This window comes from Thermobifida cellulosilytica TB100, assembly GCF_001517975.1.
Taxonomy (GTDB): domain Bacteria; phylum Actinomycetota; class Actinomycetes; order Streptosporangiales; family Streptosporangiaceae; genus Thermobifida; species Thermobifida cellulosilytica.
Map to the genome: position 1 here is coordinate 203,723 of NZ_KQ950185.1, position 17,521 is coordinate 221,243.

The 17,521-nt window shown below is 71.5% G+C and carries 15 protein-coding genes and 1 pseudogene; 6 read left to right on the forward strand and 10 right to left on the reverse strand.

From position 1 onward, the window contains the following. Window positions 1–494 precede the first annotated feature (494 nt). The 3 genes and pseudogenes from AC529_RS19755 to AC529_RS16645 form a co-directional block, all read right to left on the reverse strand. Window positions 495–1,466 (reverse strand): annotated as a pseudogene (locus tag AC529_RS19755) (TROVE domain-containing protein); the annotation flags it as partial. A 643-nt stretch (window positions 1,467–2,109) separates the two neighbouring features. After that, window positions 2,110–3,477 carry a four-carbon acid sugar kinase family protein gene (locus AC529_RS16640; RefSeq protein WP_068758281.1) on the reverse strand — a complete coding sequence of 456 codons (1,368 nt, stop codon included), beginning with the start codon at window positions 3,475–3,477 and terminating at the stop codon, window positions 2,110–2,112. Between the two features lie 59 nt (window positions 3,478–3,536). Beyond that, complete coding sequence (locus tag AC529_RS16645) at window positions 3,537–4,610, reverse strand: Gfo/Idh/MocA family oxidoreductase (protein WP_068758282.1); 1,074 nt, start codon at window positions 4,608–4,610, stop codon at window positions 3,537–3,539. 421 nt (window positions 4,611–5,031) lie between these two features. On the opposite strand from AC529_RS16645, the gene AC529_RS16650 reads away from it, so the two are divergent. From AC529_RS16650 to AC529_RS16660, 3 genes are all read left to right on the forward strand, one after another. Beyond that, a complete protein-coding gene (locus tag AC529_RS16650; protein ID WP_068758283.1) occupies window positions 5,032–6,378 on the forward strand; it encodes an ABC transporter substrate-binding protein in 1,347 nt (448 codons plus the stop codon). 66 nt (window positions 6,379–6,444) lie between these two features. Continuing rightward, a complete protein-coding gene (locus tag AC529_RS16655) occupies window positions 6,445–7,431 on the forward strand; it encodes a carbohydrate ABC transporter permease (protein ID WP_068758284.1) in 987 nt (328 codons plus the stop codon). Then, window positions 7,428–8,462, forward strand: a complete 1,035-nt coding sequence (locus AC529_RS16660; RefSeq protein WP_068758285.1) for a carbohydrate ABC transporter permease — start codon at window positions 7,428–7,430, stop codon at window positions 8,460–8,462. The genes AC529_RS16655 and AC529_RS16660 overlap by 4 nt, the downstream gene beginning before the upstream one ends. Window positions 8,463–8,522: 60 nt before the next feature. Here AC529_RS16660 and AC529_RS16665 read toward each other — a convergent pair whose 3' ends face one another. From AC529_RS16665 to AC529_RS16690, 6 genes are all read right to left on the reverse strand, one after another. Continuing rightward, window positions 8,523–9,257 (reverse strand): hypothetical protein, encoded by a 735-nt coding sequence (locus tag AC529_RS16665; protein WP_068758286.1) that lies wholly within the window; start codon window positions 9,255–9,257, stop codon window positions 8,523–8,525. 174 nt (window positions 9,258–9,431) lie between these two features. Further along, complete coding sequence (locus AC529_RS16670; protein ID WP_068758287.1) at window positions 9,432–10,295, reverse strand: fructosamine kinase family protein; 864 nt, start codon at window positions 10,293–10,295, stop codon at window positions 9,432–9,434. 13 nt (window positions 10,296–10,308) lie between these two features. After that, complete coding sequence (locus AC529_RS16675; RefSeq protein WP_068758288.1) at window positions 10,309–10,821, reverse strand: low molecular weight protein-tyrosine-phosphatase; 513 nt, start codon at window positions 10,819–10,821, stop codon at window positions 10,309–10,311. Window positions 10,822–10,908: 87 nt separating this feature from the next. After that, on the reverse strand, window positions 10,909–11,340 hold the full coding sequence (locus AC529_RS16680; RefSeq protein ID WP_068758331.1) for a response regulator: 432 nt from the start codon (window positions 11,338–11,340) through the stop codon (window positions 10,909–10,911). An 11-nt stretch (window positions 11,341–11,351) separates the two neighbouring features. After that, the gene (locus AC529_RS16685; RefSeq protein ID WP_068758289.1) at window positions 11,352–13,028 is read right to left on the reverse strand and encodes a sensor histidine kinase; all 1,677 of its coding nucleotides are present in this window, start codon (window positions 13,026–13,028) and stop codon (window positions 11,352–11,354) included. Between the two features lie 4 nt (window positions 13,029–13,032). Then, a complete protein-coding gene (locus tag AC529_RS16690) occupies window positions 13,033–14,226 on the reverse strand; it encodes a PP2C family protein-serine/threonine phosphatase (protein WP_068758290.1) in 1,194 nt (397 codons plus the stop codon). A 515-nt stretch (window positions 14,227–14,741) separates the two neighbouring features. Here AC529_RS16690 and AC529_RS16695 point away from each other — a divergent pair. The 3 genes from AC529_RS16695 (at window position 14,742) to AC529_RS16705 (ending at window position 16,406) form a co-directional block, all read left to right on the forward strand. Next, entirely contained in the window at window positions 14,742–15,419 is a 678-nt protein-coding gene (locus tag AC529_RS16695) for a biliverdin-producing heme oxygenase (protein WP_068758291.1), read from the forward strand. Window positions 15,420–15,482: 63 nt separating this feature from the next. After that, window positions 15,483–16,112 (forward strand): TetR/AcrR family transcriptional regulator, encoded by a 630-nt coding sequence (locus tag AC529_RS16700; protein WP_068758292.1) that lies wholly within the window; start codon window positions 15,483–15,485, stop codon window positions 16,110–16,112. An 81-nt stretch (window positions 16,113–16,193) separates the two neighbouring features. Further along, window positions 16,194–16,406, forward strand: a complete 213-nt coding sequence (locus AC529_RS16705) for a hypothetical protein (protein ID WP_068758293.1) — start codon at window positions 16,194–16,196, stop codon at window positions 16,404–16,406. Here AC529_RS16705 and AC529_RS16710 read toward each other — a convergent pair. Then, window positions 16,387–17,325 carry a 3'-5' exonuclease gene (locus AC529_RS16710; protein WP_068758332.1) on the reverse strand — a complete coding sequence of 313 codons (939 nt, stop codon included), beginning with the start codon at window positions 17,323–17,325 and terminating at the stop codon, window positions 16,387–16,389. The genes AC529_RS16705 and AC529_RS16710 overlap by 20 nt on opposite strands. Window positions 17,326–17,521 lie beyond the last annotated feature (196 nt).

The window sequence follows — 17,521 nt, forward strand, 5'->3', positions numbered from 1 at the left end:
CGGTTGCCGGTGCCGGACGGGCCGTGGCCGTACCTGTAGCCGACCAGGTTCCAGGTGTACACCGGCACCCGTCCGGGCACCTCCGCCGTGGGGTCCCCGCCCCTGGCCTGCTCGTCGGTGACGATCACGACGCGGTCGTGGCCACGGTAGTTGTCGCGGACCGCCCGCGCGGTGTCGGTGCCGCCCAGCTCGCCGAACCGCTCGACCACCCGCAGCAGCGGCTCGTCCGCGCGGAACCGGACCGGCCGGTGGGTGGTGCCGAACTCGACCAGGTCGGCCCGCTCGGCCCGCATCGCCAGCGCGGCCCCGAACACCGCTGCGGCGTCCGCCCAGGTCAGCGCGGACTGCGCGGAGGTGTTGCAGAACATCGACCCGGAGCGGTCCACCAGGACGAGCGTGCGTCCGGGCAGTCGGGGCACGTTGGCCAGCGACGCCTGCAACGCCCGCTCCAGCGCCGCAGCCCAGCGCGGACCGGCGGCGCGGTAGGCGGACAGGTAGCGCATGGGCAACTGGCGGGAGCGCGCCCCCTCCGCCGGGTCGGCCAGGTACTTGGCCACCCGCTCGGCCTTCTCGTCGCTCAGCCCCGCCTGGTCGAAGTTGCGCAGGTTGCGCAGCCGCGCCATGGACCCCATGGACGGCAGGACGGCCCGCCACGCGACGGCGTCCATCGGCCCCTGCAACCAGCCCGCCACGGACTCCCAGATCATGCCGGCCTGCGCCAGCTTCCTGGCGGCGTTCGCGCGGCGCAGCAGCGCGCGCCGCGTCGCGGGACGCAGCGACGTCAGCTCGGCCCGGGCGCGCAGCATCTCCAGCCCCTTGGGGACCGGCTTGCCGCGTCCGTGCCTGCGGTCCAGCGCGTGCCGGAACAGCAGGCCCTGCCGGGCGTCGGCGGCCCTCGGGTGGGTCAGCTCGATGACGTCGCCGAAGCGGAAGGCCCGGGAGTCGGTGTCGTACTTCAGCAGCGACTGCTCGGTGTAGAGGCGGACCACGGCGTCGGCGACGCCGCGCTTGACGGGCTTGGGCACCGCCCTCCCGTAGTGCGCGGTCCAGTAGGCCAGCGCCTCGCCGGGCTCGTCGGGACGGAGCAGCACCGAGTCGACGAGCTGCCGGTTCCCGCCGTGCTCCCCCGCGGCCAGGCGGGCCTGCACCGCCTCCAGCGCGCCCACCAGGGGCGCCGAGCGCAGGCCGACGTGGCTGCGCAGCCAGCGCAGCAGGCCGCGCAGCCAGTCGAAGTCGCCCACGGCCAGTCGGGCGACCAGGTCGCGGTAGCGCCGGTCGCGGTCGTGCGCCTTCTCGTAGAAGGTTCCCTCGCCCACCATGTTCGACACTGCGAGCAGGAACAGTTCGGAGCGCGCGTCGCGCGCGTGGCCGAGGGCTCCTTCGTAGGTCGTGCCGGAGGCGACGGCCTCGGACCTGACAGGACTGCGCCCGATCGTGGTCGCCGTGACCCGGTTGAACTTGGCCATACTGCACCTCGCTCGGGGAGGGGAGGGGGGAGAAGCGCCGGGCGGGGCGGCGTGCGGAGAGGGACGTCCGAGATCGGGACGGCCGCGGAGTTTCGGCGCTCTGGACCGCTGAGCTACGCCGGGAGGAGTCCCGGCGACGGGATTCGAACCCGCGTCTCCGCCTGGAGAGGGAAGTATCCGCAGCCTGCGCACCGGACGTCCCACCGCGCACGCCGCCCCGCCCGGCGGGGGCGCACGGCCCTGACAGTAACGGAGAGGACTTTCCGGACGCCAGGAATTTTCTGTGCATATAGCCCCAGAAAGGACAGTCCAGGGCACGCCGGGGAGTCCGAGATCGGGAAGGCGGCGGTCATGGGACCGCGGACCCCGGTACCGGGGCGGCGGCCGCGCATTCCTCGGAACCGTACGGCCCTGGGAGTGGCAGGACACGCCCAGGACCTCGGCGGCTCCGGGAAGTACCCGTCACCGGCGCACCGGACTCCGCCGTGCGTGCCGGGCCTCCCGAGACCAGGGCGCCGACGGGCTGCACCGCCGTGGCGGTGTTTCTGGGAGTTGAACCAGATGAACCGAAGTAACCGTCGACTTCGCACCGGAAGGCCGTGCTGCCGCACGCTACGGCCCCCTCCGCCGGAGCACAACGGATTTACCGGCTCCCCGGCACTCCCGGCTCGCTGCCCGCGGTGAACGGGAAGTGCTCGAACACCTCCGCGCGCACCGTGCGCAGCCTCGTCTGCACGGCGCGGCGCAGCCGTCCCAGGCACTCGGCGACGGCGGAGTCGTCGCCGACCAGTCCCCCCTTGGCGACCAGCGGCACACCGTCCAGCACCCCGCCGACGAGGACGCCGTACACGGTCAGCGGCAGCGCCTCGCCTCCGACGTCGAAGGCCCGCACGCCCAGCACGTCCAGCACGGCCGAGGTGAGGTCGCCCCCGGTGGTGAACAGGCCGCTGGGCAGGTTCGCGGGTCCGGCGCCCTGGGCGTCGGCGACGGCCGCGGCGACCACCTCGGCCAGCCGGTCCGGCAGGAGGCGACGCTGTTGCAGGGGCAGCGCCGCGGCCTCGGCGGCGCCGACCCGCAGCCGGAACGCCACCACGTCGGGGAAGACGTGGCCGGCGAGGGCGTCGGCCAGGGCCCGGGAGAGCTTGTCCTGGCCGTCGTCGTCGGCCAGGTCGGCGGGGTCGGCGTCGACGAAGTGCACCGGCCCGGTGCGTGCGACGGCGTCGAGCTGGCGGCCGGTCAGTTCGGTGACGCTGCCGACGACGGCCAGCAGCGGCCCAGCGACGTTGCCCTGGCCGTGCAGGTGCAGTGCCTCGGCCAGCAGCGCGCCGAACGGCCCCGGGTCGGCGGTCAGCCACACCACACCGTGCTCCCGGTGGGCGCGGGCTGCCGCGTCGGCCAGTTCGACCAGGTAGGGGCCGGTGTGGGCGTCGCACAGCACCACCGGTTCGTCCCCGGCGGCGAGTTCGGCGGCCAGCAGCTCGGGGGTGACCTGGCGGACCGGGACGCGGCGCACCGCCAGGTCGCTCTGCTGCGCGAACGCCGCGGCGACGTCGGCGGTGACGGTGGGGGTGAGGGGGTCGAGCGCCGCCTCGGTCCGGTCCACCGGGACGCCGTCGAGGAGCTGCACGCCGTCGGCGGTGGTGCGGCCTGCTGCGGGGAAGGCGGGGACCAGCAGCACCCGCAGGCGCGTGTGCCGCGGGCAGCGCTCCCGCACCGACGCCCAGGCGGCCTCCGTCTCCGCGCCGAGGTTGCCGCGCAGCGTGGTGTCGAACCGCTTGACCACCAGGCCGACCGGCCACACCGCCTCGACCACGTCGGCGACGAGGTCGGTGGCCTGGCCCGGCGGCATGTGCCGACTGTCCAGGTTGGCGACGACGACGTCGTACTCCTCGGCCGCGCGGGTGACGTGCTCGGGGGCGACCGTGGTGACGCGCTGCCCGGCCCGGGCGAAGCGCGCGGCGGTCGCGGCCGCGCCGATGAGATCGTCCGCGATGACGAGTACCTGTGCCACCCCTCCATTTCTAGTGCACCGCCGGGGTGCGGCGCGCCCCGGAGCGGGCGGCGGGGTCCTCAGTCCCGCGGCAGCTCGACCACCTGGCCGGTGCGGGCACTGCGCAGCGCGGCCTCGATGACGTCGAGCCCGTGGACGACCTCGTGCACCTCGACGGGCACCGGCTCGCCCTCGCCGACGGCGTTGCGCACCCCCGCGTAGAAGGCCGGGTAGTCGCCGCGGAGGCTGGGCACGGCCTTGGTGTCTCCGGCCACGCCGAGCCGCCCCCACGCCGACTCCGGTTCGACCCCCCAGTCCGCTCCGCCGGGCCGCTCCCCCGCGCCCAGGCGTTCCTCCTGCCCGTCGAGTCCGTACACGGTGTAGGCGGCGCGGTCGCCGAGGACCCGGAAGCGCGGTCCGTTCTGGGCGGCCAGGGCGCTCGCCCACAGGTGGGAGCGGACCCCGCTGGTGTGGGTGAGGGCCACGAAGGTGTCGTCGTCGGCGCCGCCGCGCAGCGACTCCAGTTCGGCGTAGACGGTGCGCACCGGGCCGAAGAGGTTGACCGCCTGGTCGATGAGGTGCGACCCCAGGTCGTAGAGGAGGCCCGCGCCGTCGTCGACGGAGCCGCTGTCGCGCCAGGTGTCCCCGGCCCGGGGCCGCCACCGCTCGAACCGGGACTCGAACCGGTGCACGCGGCCCAGTTCGCCCCCCTCGACCAGCGACCACAGGGTGAGGAAGTCGCTGTCCCAGCGCCGGTTGTGGAACACGGTGAGGACCTGGCCGCGGCGTTCGGCCTCGTCCCGCAGGGCCCGGGCTTCGGCGGCGGTGACGGTGAACGGCTTGTCGACGACGACTGCCAGCCCGGCCTCCAGCCCGGCGCGGGCCAGCGGGGCGTGCGTCCGGTTGGGGGTGGCGACCACCACGATCTCGAACTCGCCCACGCGGCGCCACAGTTCGTCGACGGAGGTGATGACCTCGGTGTGCGGGTAGCGGGCGCGGACCGCCGCGCCGCGCCCGGGGTCGGCGGTGACCACGGCCGCCAGACGGAGTCCGGGGGTGGCGTCGATGAGCGGGGCGTGGAAGACCGCTCCGCCCCTGCCGTAGCCGATGAGGGCGACGTGCAGGTCCGGCCCGGTGCCGTGGTCGGTGTTCATGGTCCGATTATCGGAGATGCACCCCGTACACCGAAAAGGCCGAAAGGTCCTTGGGGGTCCTTCCGGAACCCCGACCGCGGAGCCGGTGGCGCTCCCCCCGGCCCCGGAGGCGCCCCCCGCGGCCGTCCCCGGGTACAGACCCGCTCTGAGCTGCGGATCCGCCGTCGGAAACGGCGTTTCGCACCGGCCGGTCCCGGGGCGGAGCGGGCCTCGAACCCGCTCAACCTTGTTCACTCTCAGCGATCACGGCACTAACCGTCCGCTATCTCGGCAATCCGTTACCAACTGGGACTCTTCCTACGTGACAAAACCGTTACGGCAGTCATTGGCCAAATGTGTGGACATTCACACACAGAACCACTTGCATCGGATGTCTACGGAGCAGGTCACACAATGACCGGGCTGTACTGGAGGTACATGAATGCCCAAGTTCCCTAACCCGCGCACCACAATCGCCGCGACACTCTCCCTGGTCCTGCTGACCGGAGGCTGCGCCTACCTGTCCGGAGGCGGCGGGTCGGCGGGCGCGGACCCGGACTCCCCGGAGTGCGAGCCCTACGCCCAGTGGCAGGACATCGGAGGAAGCGTCTCCATCTACGCCTCCATCCGCGACGAGGAGGCCGAACGCCTCAGGCGCTCGTGGCAGAAGTTCATCGACTGCACCGGCATCGACATCCAGTACGAGGGCAGCGGTGAGTTCGAGGCCCAGGTCCAGGTGAAGGTGGACGGCGGCAACGCGCCCGACATCGCCTTCTTCCCGCAACCCGGACTGCTCGAGCGCTTCGCCGCCTCCGGCGACCTGGTCGCGGCCCCCGAGAGCGTCCAGCAACTGGCCGAGGAGGGGTGGAGCCAGGACTGGCTGGACTACGCCACGATCGACGGCACACTGTACGCCACTCCCCTGGGCGCCAACTTCAAGTCCTTCGTCTGGTACTCGCCCACGTTCTTCGCCGACAACGGATACGAGGTCCCGCAGACCTGGGACGAGCTGATCGAGCTGAGCGACACCATCGCGGACGACGGCGTCAAGCCCTGGTGCGCGGGCCTGGAGTCCGGTGACGCCACCGGCTGGCCGGCCACCGACTGGATCGAGAACGTCATCCTGCGCGAGAACGGCCCCGAGGTCTACGACCAGTGGGTCAACCACGAGATCCCGTTCAACGACGCCAAGATCGCCGCCGCGTTCGACCGGGCCGACGAGATCCTGCGCAACCCGGACTACGTCAACGGCGGCTTCGGCAACGTGCAGAGCATCGCCATCACCTCGTTCCAGGAGGCCGGGCTGCCCATCCTGGACGGCGAGTGCGGCATGTACCTGATGGGCTCCTTCTACGCCGCACAGTGGCCGGAGGGCACCGAGGTCTCGGAGACCGGCGACGTGTACGCGTTCAACCTGCCGCCGATCAACCCCGAGCAGGGGACTCCCGTCATGGGCGGCGGCGAGTTCGTCGGCGCGTTCTCCGACCGGCCCGAGGTCGTCGCGGTCCGCGAATATCTGGCCACCGCGGAGTACGCTAACAACCGTGCCGCCGAAGGCGCCTGGTTCTCCGCACACCAGGGCCTTGACCTGGAGATTCTGGAGGTACCGACCGACCGCCTGGGCGCGGAGATCCTCCGCGACCCCGACACCGTGTTCCGCTTCGACGGAAGCGACCTGATGCCCGCCGAGGTGGGCGCCGGCACGTTCTGGCGAGGCATGGTCAACTGGATCAACGGCGAGGACACCGACGCCACCCTCGACTACATCGAGAACTCCTGGTCTTCCTGACACAGTCCGCTGGTCCGGGGCTGGTTCCCTCCGGCCCCGGACCGACCCGATCGGAAGAGGACGGGAATGGGTTTCTCCCTTGTCGAAGAGCTCCCCAAGCTCCTGTGGCTGGTGATCGGTGTCGCGGGCTTCCTGGCCGTCATCGGCGTCCTGCTGTTCTTCGTGGACGCCGGCCCCAAGAAGACGAAGACCGAGTGGTGGCAGGCCGCACTCTTCCTGGCACCCGCACTGGTCCTGCTCCTGCTGGGCCTGGTCTACCCGGTCATCCGTACCACCCTGCTGTCCTTCATGAACGGCCAGGGCACGTCCTGGGTCGGTCTGGACAACTACGTCCGGATGTTCACCCAGCCCGAGATCCTGGTCGTCCTCCGCAACACCCTGCTGTGGGTGCTGTTCGGACCGGTGCTGGCCACCGCGATCGGACTGTTCTACGCGCTGCTGGTCGACCGCAGGCGGTTCGAGTCCGTGGCCAAGTCGCTGATCTTCATGCCGATGGCGATCTCGTTCGTCGGTGCCAGCATCATCTGGAAGTTCGTCTACGCCTACCGTCCGGCCGAGGCCGACCAGATCGGCCTGCTCAACCAGCTCATCGTGTGGTTCGGCGGCGAACCGCGGCTGTGGCTGCTGGAGACCCCGCTCAACACGCTGCTGCTGATCGTGGTGCTGATCTGGGTGCAGGCCGGGTTCGCGATGGTGGTGCTCTCCGCCGCGATCAAGGCCATCCCCGACGACATCATCGAAGCCGCTCGGATCGACGGCACCAGCGTGTGGTCGCACTTCTGGAACATCACACTGCCCTCGGTGTGGCCGACGCTGACGGTCGTGCTGATCACCATCTCGGTGCAGACCCTGAAGGTGTTCGACATCGTCCGCACGATGACCGGCGGCCAGTACGAGACCAGCGTCATCGCCAACGAGATGTACGCCCAGGCGTTCCGCTACGGCGAGCTGGGCATGGGCTCGGCGCTCGCGGTGTTCCTGTTCATCCTGGTCATTCCGCTGGTCATCGTGCAGATGCGCACCAACCGACGTCTGAGGGAGGAGCAGCGATGAGCACGACGCAGTCCTCGGCCGCCGAGGAGGAGGGGGGCCGCGCGTCCTCTCCGGTCGCCCCCGCATCCGGAGGCCCCGGCGTCCGCGTCGCGTCCCCCGCCGCGTCCGGCAGCCCCGGGTCGCGCGAGTCGGCCGCGGCCCGGGTGCGCAAGCGGCTGTCCACCACCACGGCGAGCCTCGTCGCGATCGTCATCGCCGCCTTGTGGACGCTGCCCACCGCCGGCCTGTTCATCTCCTCGTTCCGCCCCGAACAGGAGATCAAGACCACCGGCTGGTGGACGATGTTCACCGACCCGCAACTGACCCTGGACAACTACCGCGAGGTGCTGTTCTCGGCCAACCAGGGGCAGCTCGCCAGCTACTTCGTGAACTCCTTCGTGATCACCGTGCCGTCCACGGTGTTCGTGGTGGTCCTGGCGGCCCTGGCCGCCTACGCCCTGGCCTGGGTGAACTTCCCCGGCCGCGACTGGGTGTTCCTCGGGGTCTTCGCGTTGCAGATCGTCCCCCTCCAGATGTCCCTGGTGCCGCTGCTGCGGTTCTTCTCCCAGGGGGTGACCATCGGCGACGTCCAGGTGCTGCCGGCGTGGGACCTGCCGGGGGCGTTCGCGTTCACCAACGTGTGGGTGGCGCACACGATCTTCGGTCTTCCGCTCGGCATCTTCCTGCTGCACAACTTCATCTCACAACTGCCGCACAGCCTCTTCGAGGCCGCGCGGGTGGACGGCGCCGGGCACGGGGTGCTGTTCCGCCGGGTGGTGCTGCCGCTGATCGTGCCCGCCCTGGTGTCGCTGGCGATCTTCCAGTTCCTGTGGGTGTGGAACGACCTGCTGGTGGCGCTGATCTTCGCGGGCGGCGACGTCTCCACCGCGCCGTTGACGGTCCGGCTGGCCGAGCTGGCGGGCACCAGGGGCAACGAGTGGCAGCGGCTCACCGCCGGTGCGTTCGTGTCCATGGTGGTCCCGCTGATCGTGTTCTTCGCCCTGCAACGGTACTTCGTCCGCGGCCTGCTCGCGGGCAGCGTGAAGGGCTGATCCCTCTCCTGACGGCCCCGGTCGGCACGCCGACCGGGGCCGTTCCCGTGCGGACCGTGCTCAGACCTCGTGGTCGGCGTCGCGCAGCGTGGAGAGGATGGTGCCGACGGTCTCCCCGTCGAGGGTGTCGGGCAGCCCCTGGTCCAGGAGCATGACGAAGGCCCGCAGCCCTTCCTCGTCCTCCTGCGCCGGGACGACCACGGCGTGCACCACCGCTTCGGCGGGAACGCACTCGCCGTCGCTGCCCGGCACGGTGACGTCCACGACGGCGTGGTGGCCCTCCAGCCCGTTGGCGGAGAACTCCGCCACCGAGCGCGTCGTCACCTCGGGCTTCTCGCCGTCGCTGCGGTAGCCGTAGTAGGCCCAGGCCCGCGCGGTCGCCTCGGCCATCTCCTCGGTGTCGGTGTCCTCGGCGTCGGTGATGCCCTGAGCGCCCAGCAGCGCCCGGCTGCCCCAGCCCGCGCAGGGGGAGTCGAGGTAGGTGGAGACGCCGCTCATGCCCAGGGCGGTGCCGTCGTCGCCCTCGAAGCTGTGCACCTCCACGGGGTTGGCGATCCGCCACCCCTCCTCGCCGGGGACCTCGTAGACCAGTCCCCACTTGGGGACGTCGGCGCGCTGCCAGCCCTGCTGCATGAGGCTCTCGTCGTCCTCGGTGGGCTCGGCGGTCCGCTCGGGCGTGGCGGTGTCGACGGGCCGCTGCTCGGGGGACGGGGGCGGTGCGGCCTGCGACCCGGTCCTCCCGCCCAGCGAGACCACGACCACCACGATCGCGACGGTCAGGGCGGCGGCCAGCACGAACGCGAGGAAGAGGTACGGCGCGGGACTTCCCCGCGTGCCGGGGGGTGTCGGTGTCGGGGGCTGGGTCGGGCGGCCCCACGGGTCAGGAGTCGGTTGCGGGGGGTGTGGCCGGTTCACGTCCCCGACTCTAGAGCAGCCTCCGTGCCGTGGCTAATCCCCGGTCGCGGCCGGTCACGCCCGCAGCGCGGCCCGGGCGGTCTCCAGCACCATGGTGCGGTAGGCCGCCCCGAACAGGCACACGTGCACCAGCAGCGGATGCAGTTGGTGCAGGGGGACCCGCGCCCGCCAGCCCGCGCCCAGCGGCGCGGTCTCGTTGTAGGCGTCGCGCACCCGGTCCAGGTACGGCAGCCCGAACAGCGCCAGCATCGCCAGGTCCGCCTCGCGGTGGCCGCCGTGGGCCGCCGGGTCCACCACCACCGCGCCGTCGTCCTGCCACAGCACGTTGCCGTTCCACAGGTCGCCGTGGATGCGGGCGGGGGGCTCCGGATCGCCCGCCAGGTCGTCGATCGCGGCGAGCACCTTCTCGACCAGGCGCACGTCAGCCGGGGTGAGGGCACCCCGGTCGGCGGCGCGGCGCAGGTAGGGCAGGATCCGCTGCTCGGCGTAGAACTCCGGCCACGTCGACCGCGGCGTGTTGTCCATGGGCAGCGGGCCGATGTAGCCGTTCCAGCTCGCACCGAAGGAGTCGGCGCCCGCCAGGTGCATGGCGGCGAGCTGGTGGCCGAAGCGCTCGGCCGCCTCAGGAGTGGGCGGGCGCTCCTCCACCCAGGCCAGCACCAGGGCGCGGTCGTCCCACCCGGCCACGTCGGGCACCGGGGAGCCGAACGAGCGGCCCAGCCAGTCCAGGCCCAGCGCCTCGGCGCGGAAGAGCCCGTCCGCTCCCGGGTCCCCGTCGGGGAACGCCTTGACGAAGAGCGGCGTCCCGTCGGCCAGTTCGGCCCGGTACAGCCGCCACCTGTGGCTGCTGCCCATCTCGGTGACGGCGGCGACCTCACGGCCGGTCAGTTCGGCGACCCTGGCGGCGACGGACTGCACAGGCCCTCCCCTCTCACGGACCGAACAGCGGGGCGAGTTCGCCGGTGAGCCCTTTGGACGCGGCCTCGATCATGGTGAGCACGGCGACGAAGCCGTCGTCGCCCCCGTAGTAGGGGTCGGGCACCTCGGGGTTGGGGCCCGCTCCGGGGGCGAAGGAGCGGAACAGGCGGATCCGCTCCCGGCTCTCCGCGTCGGGGGCGAGCCGGACCAGGTCGTCCAGGTTGTCGGTGTCCATGGCCAGCACCAGGTCGCGTTCGGCGAACCAGGAGGGGGAGAACTGGCGGGCGACGTGTCCGGTCGGGTAGCCGTACTTGCGCAGGGTGGACGCGGCCCGGGGGTCCATGTCCGCGCCGATGTGCCAGTCTCCCGTTCCCGCGCTGTCCACCTCGACCCGGTCGGCGAGTCCGGCACGCGCGAGGTCGGTGATGAGGATCTTCTCCGCCATGGGGGAGCGGCAGATGTTGCCCAGGCACACCACGCAGATGCGGTAGGGCCCGGAGGAGTCACGGGGTTCGGGCAGGCTCATGGGACCAACCGTAGTCCAGAACCCGCCCGGGTGCGCGGGAGTCCGCCCGGCTCCGCGGGCGCGGCCGGTCCCCCGCCCCGCCGCCCCTCACCGCTGCGGCAGGCGCACCACGGTCACGAAGAAGTCGTCGATCTGGCGGACCACCTTGATGAACTGGTCGAAGTCGACGGGCTTGGTCACGTAGGCGTTGGCGTGCAACTGGTAGCTGCGGACGATGTCCTCCTCCGCCTCGGAGGTGGTGAGCACCACGACCGGGATGCGGGCCAGGTCCTCGTCCTGCTTGATCTCCTGTAGGACCTCGCGCCCGTCCTTGCGGGGCAGATTGAGGTCGAGCAGCACGAGGTGCGGCCGGGGAGCCTGGGCGTACTCGCCCTCCCGGCGGAGGAAGCGCAGGGCCTCGACCCCGTCGGAGACCACGTGGAGGCGGTTGCCGACCTTGTGCTCCGCGAACGCCTCCCGGGTCATGAGGGCATCGCCGGGGTCGTCCTCGACCAGCAGCACCTCGATAGGTTGCACCATGCGGACCTCGTTCAATCCCGAAACCTTCTCGTGTCGGCGCCAGCGGAGCCCCGTCCGGGCGGCGCGGTCAGCGGCGACGCCTCCTCCTCGGGAAGGTCGTCGTCCTTGTCCGTGTCTACCGGAAGCGACCAGCAGATCCGGGTCCCCGGCTCGTCCGACTCGTGGTCCAGCCAGATGCGTCCGCCGTGGAACTCCACGATCTTCTTGCACATGGCCAGGCCGATCCCCGTTCCGCCGTACTTGTCGCGTGTGTGCAGCCGTTGGAAGATCACGAAGATCCGCTCGGCGTACTGCGGCTCGATGCCGATTCCATTATCGGCGCAACAGAACACCCATTCGGTCCCCTCCCGACGGACGCTGATGTGCACGCGGGCCGGTTCCTCGCCGCGGAACTTCACGGCGTTGCCGATCAGGTTGAAGAAGACCTGGGTCAGCAGCGTCCGGTCGCCCTGGACCTCGGGGAGCTGGTCCCCGGTGACCACGGCCTCGGCCTCCTCCAGCGCCGAGCCGAGACTGGCGAGGGCGTCGTCGAGGACGCTGTTGAGGTCGACGGTGGTGAAGTTCTTGGTCCGTCCCACGCGGGAGAACGCCAGCAGGTCGTTGATCAGGGTCTGCATGCGCTTGGCGCCCTCGACCGCGAAGTCGATGTAGGAGTCGGCTCGCTCGTCCAACTGTCCGTGGTAGCGGCGTTTGAGCAGCTGGCAGAAGCTGGCGACCTTGCGCAGCGGCTCCTGGAGGTCGTGCGAGGCGACGTAGGCGAACTGCTCCAGCTCCAGGTTGGAGCGGCGCAGCTCCTCGGTCTGGCGTTCCAGCAGCTCCGACTGCTCCTGGAGGGTGCGCCGGGCGGTGCCGACCTCGTCGAGCTCGTGCACGATGCGTTCGCGCATGGCGTCGACGTTGCGGGCGACCCGTTCGATCTCGGGCGGCGCCTCCAGTTCGATGCGGTGGGTGTAGTAGCCGTCCGAGACCTGCTGGAGGTGGCGGCCCAGTTCGTCCAGCGGGCGCAGCACCCAGTGCTGGAGCATCACCCACAGGAAGCCGCACAGCACCACGATGACCACGCCGACGAGCATCAGCAGCGCGGCGAGCTGCTGGGTGGCCGAGGCCAGGTCGTCCTGGGCCTCCTGTAGTTCGGCGCTGATGCGCCCCTGGGCGCTGCTGGACGCCTCCCGCAGGTAGGTGAAGCGCTCGTCGCCGATCTGGTTGGCGGCGGGACCGGGGTCTTCTCCTTCGCGCAGCCGGTCCAGGACCGGCGCGGCGTACTCGGTGCTCCACGCCTCCCCGGCGGCCAGCAGGGCCTCGATCTCGGAGTCGATGGCGGGGTTGTCGCGGGCGGCCTGCTCCAGTTGGGGCAGGCTCTCCTCCAGGGTGCGGCGCCCCTGCTCGTAGGGCTCCAGGGAATCGAGTTCTCTGGTCTCCGCGTAGCTGCGGATACCGCTGTCCTGGTTGTAGTAGGCGGCCATGGTCTGGTGGAGCGCGCTCTGGGCGGGGGTGAGCTGCTCGACCTGGCGGACCACCGCCTCGCGCGCCTCCAGCGCGGTGATGACGATGGTGGCCATGGAGGCGATGAGGACAACGCCCACCGAGATCAGCAGTACCGTGACGCGCCGCCGCAGCGACCATGGGCGGGTGAGGATCCCCCCCGCGGCCGGAACGGTCCCGTCCCGTGGTTCGGTGCCGGAGTTCACGTAGTCATTCCCCATAAGTGACGAGCAGCATCGCGACGTCGTCCTGGAGCGGGCCGCCGTTGTGCTGTTCGGCCTCGTCCACGAGGCGCTCGGGCAGCTCCCCGATCGGGGTCTGCGCGGCGAGCGCGGCTTCGACGATGCGGGCCAGACCGGTGACGCCGAGCCGGTCGGAGCCGTTGCCGGCGTAGGCGTCCACCAGTCCGTCGGTGTAGAGCATGAGAGTCGACCCCTGGGGGAAGGGGAAGCGCTCGACCTCCGCCTCGGCGTCGGGGAACATCCCCAGCGGCGGTCGGGGCTCGGCGTTCACCTCGGTGACGCGCAGGTCGGGGCTGAGGACCAGCGGCGGCGGGTGGCCGAACAGCCGGATGCGCGCCTCCTCGGTGCCCCGGTCGATGCTGACCTGGCAGAGCGTGGCGTACATCTCCTCCTGGGCGCGCTCGGAGAGGAGGATCTTCTCCAGGGCGGGCAGCAGGCGCTCCTCGGCGACCCCGCCCATGACCAGGGCACGCCAGGCGATCCTCAGGTTGACGCCGAGCGCGGCCTCGTCGGGGCCGTGTCCGCTGACGTCGCCGACGATGAGGTGGGTGGTGCCCTCCCGGTCCACCGCGTCGAAGAAGTCGCCGCCGACCAGGGCCCGCTTGCGGCCGGGCCGGTAGAAGGACCGGGGCACCATGCGGGATTCGCCGAGCAGCAGCTGCGGCAGGAGGCCCCGTTCCAGACGCATGTTCTCCCGGGCGTGCAGTTCGGCCTCGCGCAACTGGCGCGCGTTCTCGTCGGCGCGCTGGCGCTCCACGGAGTAGCGCAGGCTGCGCGCCAGCAGGGAGCCGTCGACCTGGCCCTTGACGAGGTAGTCCTGGGCTCCCGCGGCCACCGCGGCGATGCCTTCGTGCTCGTCGTCCAGTCCGGTGAGGACGACGACCGCGGCGGACTGCGCGGCGTCGAGGACCTCGCGCAGCAGGTCCATGCCGCGCGCGTCGGGCAGGTTGAGGTCGAGCAGTACGCAGCCGCGGAAGTCGGACAGGTGCGGACGGGCCTCGGCCAGGGTGGTGACCCAGGTGATCTTGGCGTTGAGTGCGGTGTCTGCGAGGAACTCCTCGACGAGGAGCTTGTCCGCAGGGTCGTCCTCGATCAGGAGGATGTCTACTGATTCCACGGCGCCTCTGAGGGGTGCGCTTGGCGTGCCTGGGGATAAGGGCACGTTCGGCGACTCGTGCTCTGTCTTTCCAATGTCCACATCGCCTCTAGGTCGACTGTCTCTCAGCACCCGGGAAAAAGGAAGATCCGTGCGGGGTCCGGCGTCATGGCTCCTCCCCTCCGACACCGGCGTGCTGGGCACCTGGCAGGGCGAGCGCACCGGGGGTCGCGGTGGTCCAGCCCGACTCCTCTCCCTCCAGGCTGGTTCGCGAACAGTTCGTGCCAGTCAAACGATAATGGCCCGGCTCTCTGCACCGCCAGCAGCGCAGGCCGCGGGCGGCCGACCTCCGGCCGGGGGACGACGGCCGGGCTCCGGGCTCATGGGACGTCGTGCCGTCCGCCCCGGCCAGGATACTCGCCGTTCCTCCGAGGTTCCTGTGACGTACCGAAGCGCACCACGAAGACCAGCCTTTTTGACGGCTTGTCAGCAAAGTGTTGCCTTATCCGACTTTAAACGACATCATGTCGTATAGACCCTTATCCTTTGTCCGGAAAGCAGCCGACAGAAAGAACGGCCCCATGAGCACGGCACAGGCCACGCAGCAGCGCCCCGACTCCTCTCTCTCCCTCTCCGAGCGGCTCAGGACCGACACCCGGCAGGACCACGACTCCGCCGAGTCCAACAGCTTCGCCAAAGCCCTGCTCGCCGGCACCCTCCCCCGTGAGGGGTACACCGCCCTGGCCGTCCAGCACTACTTCATCTACACCGCGCTGGAGGAGGTCGCCCAGAGCCTGGCGACCCACCCGGTCGGCGGCGCCGTGTACTTCCCCGAACTGCACCGGGTCCCCGCCCTCGAACGCGACCTCGCCTTCCTGTGCGGTCCCGACTGGCGCGACACCATCACCCCCCTCCCCTCCACCCGGGCCTACGCCGAGCGCATCCGCTGGACCGCCGACTGGCCGGGCGGCTTCATCGCGCACCACTACACCCGCTACCTCGGCGACCTGTCGGGCGGGCAGTTCATCAAGAGGGTGGTGCAGCAGACCTACGGCTTCGACGACGGCGCGGGCATCGAGTTCTACGTCTTCGACCAGTTGGGCAGCCTGCCCCGGTTCAAGAAGAGCTACCGCGCGGCCGTGGACGCCCTGAACCTGGACGAGGCCGAACAGCAGCGGATCATCGAAGAGGCGCACGTGGCCTACCGGTTCAACACCGAGATGATGAACGAACTGAGCGGTTTCGTCCCGGCCTCCTGAGGCCCACCAGGCATAACGGCGATTTCGGACACTCTCCGCGGTGAGACGTGTCACGATAGAGTCATGCCCAAGATCTCGGCGCCCACCATTGCCGCACACCGGGCCCAGGTGCTCGACCGCATCCTGGACGCGGTGGCCGTCCTCACCCGTGACCAGGGGATCGACGAGATCTCCATGACGGACGTGGCGACGGTGTCCGGCATCACCCGTACCGCCCTGTACAACTACTTCCCCGACAAGCCCGCCCTGCTGCTGGCCTTCACCGAACGGGTGACCGCCGACTTCGTGCGGCGCTGCCGGGAGGAACTGCCCCGGGACGCCCCCGCGGTGCAGCGGCTGGCCGGGTTCGTGGACTTCCAGTTGGAGGCCGTCGTCGAGCACCCCCACCCGGCGGCGGCCGAGCTCGGCGCGAGCCTGGGCCCGCAGGCGTACCAGAAGCTCGCCGACCACGTCGCGCCGATGCACCGGCTGCTGGTGGAGATCCTGCAACAGGGGACGGACAGCGGCGAGTTCGAGCCGGTGCCCGCCGAGCCCACCGCCAAGCTGCTGCTGGCTCTCATCGGCTCCCAGCGCCTCCCCCTGGTACGCGGGGAGGTCAGGCTGGACGAAGCGCGCTCCCTGGTGACCGAGTTCGCGCTGCGGGCGCTCGGCGTGGACCGGGAGCGCGCCGCCGCGGCGGCCCGTCCCGCCTGAGCGGGGACGCCGCGAGCCGGACCCGCCCCGCGGGACCGGCGACGACCACCGGTGCCGTTTGCCACGAAGGGAAAGCCGACGGTGTCGCTCCTCCTGGCCGCACTCGGGTCCGTCCTGGTGACGATCGCGCTCACCAACCGCCTTCCGCGGTGGAGCCGCCGCTCCTCCCGCGGCCGTCTGCCGCGCCCGTACACCGTCTCCGCCCGGCTCACCGAGCGGGGCCGCGCCACCCTGACCACGCTGGGCGGCAGCATGCTGATCGCCGCGTTCTTCCTCACCCTGTCGGGACGGTGAGCCCCCCGCGCCGCACCCCGGTGGCCAGCACGCCGCCCCGGGGGCGCGCCAGGGCCACCGCCAGCGCCGTGGCCGCCGCCAGGCCGGTCAACGCGGCCCCCGCCAGCAACGCCCGCCGCCTCCGGACCGCGGCGCGGGCACGGGTCTCCGCCCGGGCGCGCTCGGCCTCGTCGAACCGGCCGCCGCACAGCCGCGGGTCCAGTTCCAGCTCCCGCCACACCCGGGGCCAGGGCCGCAGCCCCCGCACCGGCACCGGGCGGGGCTGCGGCCCCGCCAGCCGCAGCGCGCCGGCCGAGGCGCGGCGCGGTTTGGCCGACACGGTTCCCGGCCCGGCGGCCAGCTCCACCGGTGTCGGCCCCGTGTAGTACAGCGTCCCGGGCGCGTTGCTCAGCAGCTCGGCCAGGAGCTGGGCGCAGGCCCGCGCGTCCCCCAGGGCGGTGTGCTGCCCGGTCGGCCAGTCGCCGCCCAGCGCGTGGCTGGCCCGGGCCAGCGAGTAGCGCTCCAGGCTCACCTGGGCGCGCAGGGTCCGCAGCGTGCACAGGCCGGGCAGGCCGGTCGGCAGCCCCGCCGGGACGAACTCGCTGGTGAGGAAGGTGTTCTCGAACTCCAGGTTGTGGCCGACCAGGACCGCCCCGGAAAACAGCGCCCGCAACTCCGCCACGAGGTCCCCGGCCCGGGGCGCCCCCACCACGTCGCCGTCGGCGATCCCGTGGAACTCCCGGCCGGTGACCGGGGTCCGCGGGTCGACCAGCGTGGTGAACTCGCGCACCACCGTGCCGTCCCCGCGCATCCGGACCACGGCGATCTCGCAGACCCTGGCTCCCTCTTCGGGCCGCAGCCCGGTGGTCTCGACGTCGAGCACCGCGTATTCCAGGTCGCGCGCGCGGCACCCGCTCCGGCGCCGGGTCAGCGCCCCCATTCGCACGGCCTCGTGGCCCGCGCGCTTCTCGTGCGGCACGTCCGTCTCCTCGCCTCGTCCTGCAGCCCGTGTCGCGCAGTACTCCGCGGGCCCGCCCTGACCTTACCCGCCATCGGTGACGCTCCCCCTCCGCACGTGCCGCTTGTGCCCAGCAGCACGTGCGGGAACACCCCGTCGGGGGTCGGGGAAGCGGCGC

Coding starts and splice junctions, on each gene's coding strand:
- AC529_RS16645 (WP_068758282.1), bottom strand. CDS start 4,610: ATGAACACCGACCACGGCACCGGGCCGGACCTGCACGTCGCCCTCATC.
- AC529_RS16650 (WP_068758283.1), top strand. CDS start 5,032: ATGCCCAAGTTCCCTAACCCGCGCACCACAATCGCCGCGACACTCTCC.
- AC529_RS16655 (WP_068758284.1), top strand. CDS start 6,445: ATGGGTTTCTCCCTTGTCGAAGAGCTCCCCAAGCTCCTGTGGCTGGTG.
- AC529_RS16660 (WP_068758285.1), top strand. CDS start 7,428: ATGAGCACGACGCAGTCCTCGGCCGCCGAGGAGGAGGGGGGCCGCGCG.
- AC529_RS16675 (WP_068758288.1), bottom strand. CDS start 10,821: ATGAGCCTGCCCGAACCCCGTGACTCCTCCGGGCCCTACCGCATCTGC.
- AC529_RS16680 (WP_068758331.1), bottom strand. CDS start 11,340: ATGGTGCAACCTATCGAGGTGCTGCTGGTCGAGGACGACCCCGGCGAT.
- AC529_RS16695 (WP_068758291.1), top strand. CDS start 14,742: ATGAGCACGGCACAGGCCACGCAGCAGCGCCCCGACTCCTCTCTCTCC.
- AC529_RS16700 (WP_068758292.1), top strand. CDS start 15,483: ATGCCCAAGATCTCGGCGCCCACCATTGCCGCACACCGGGCCCAGGTG.
- AC529_RS16710 (WP_068758332.1), bottom strand. CDS start 17,325: ATGGGGGCGCTGACCCGGCGCCGGAGCGGGTGCCGCGCGCGCGACCTG.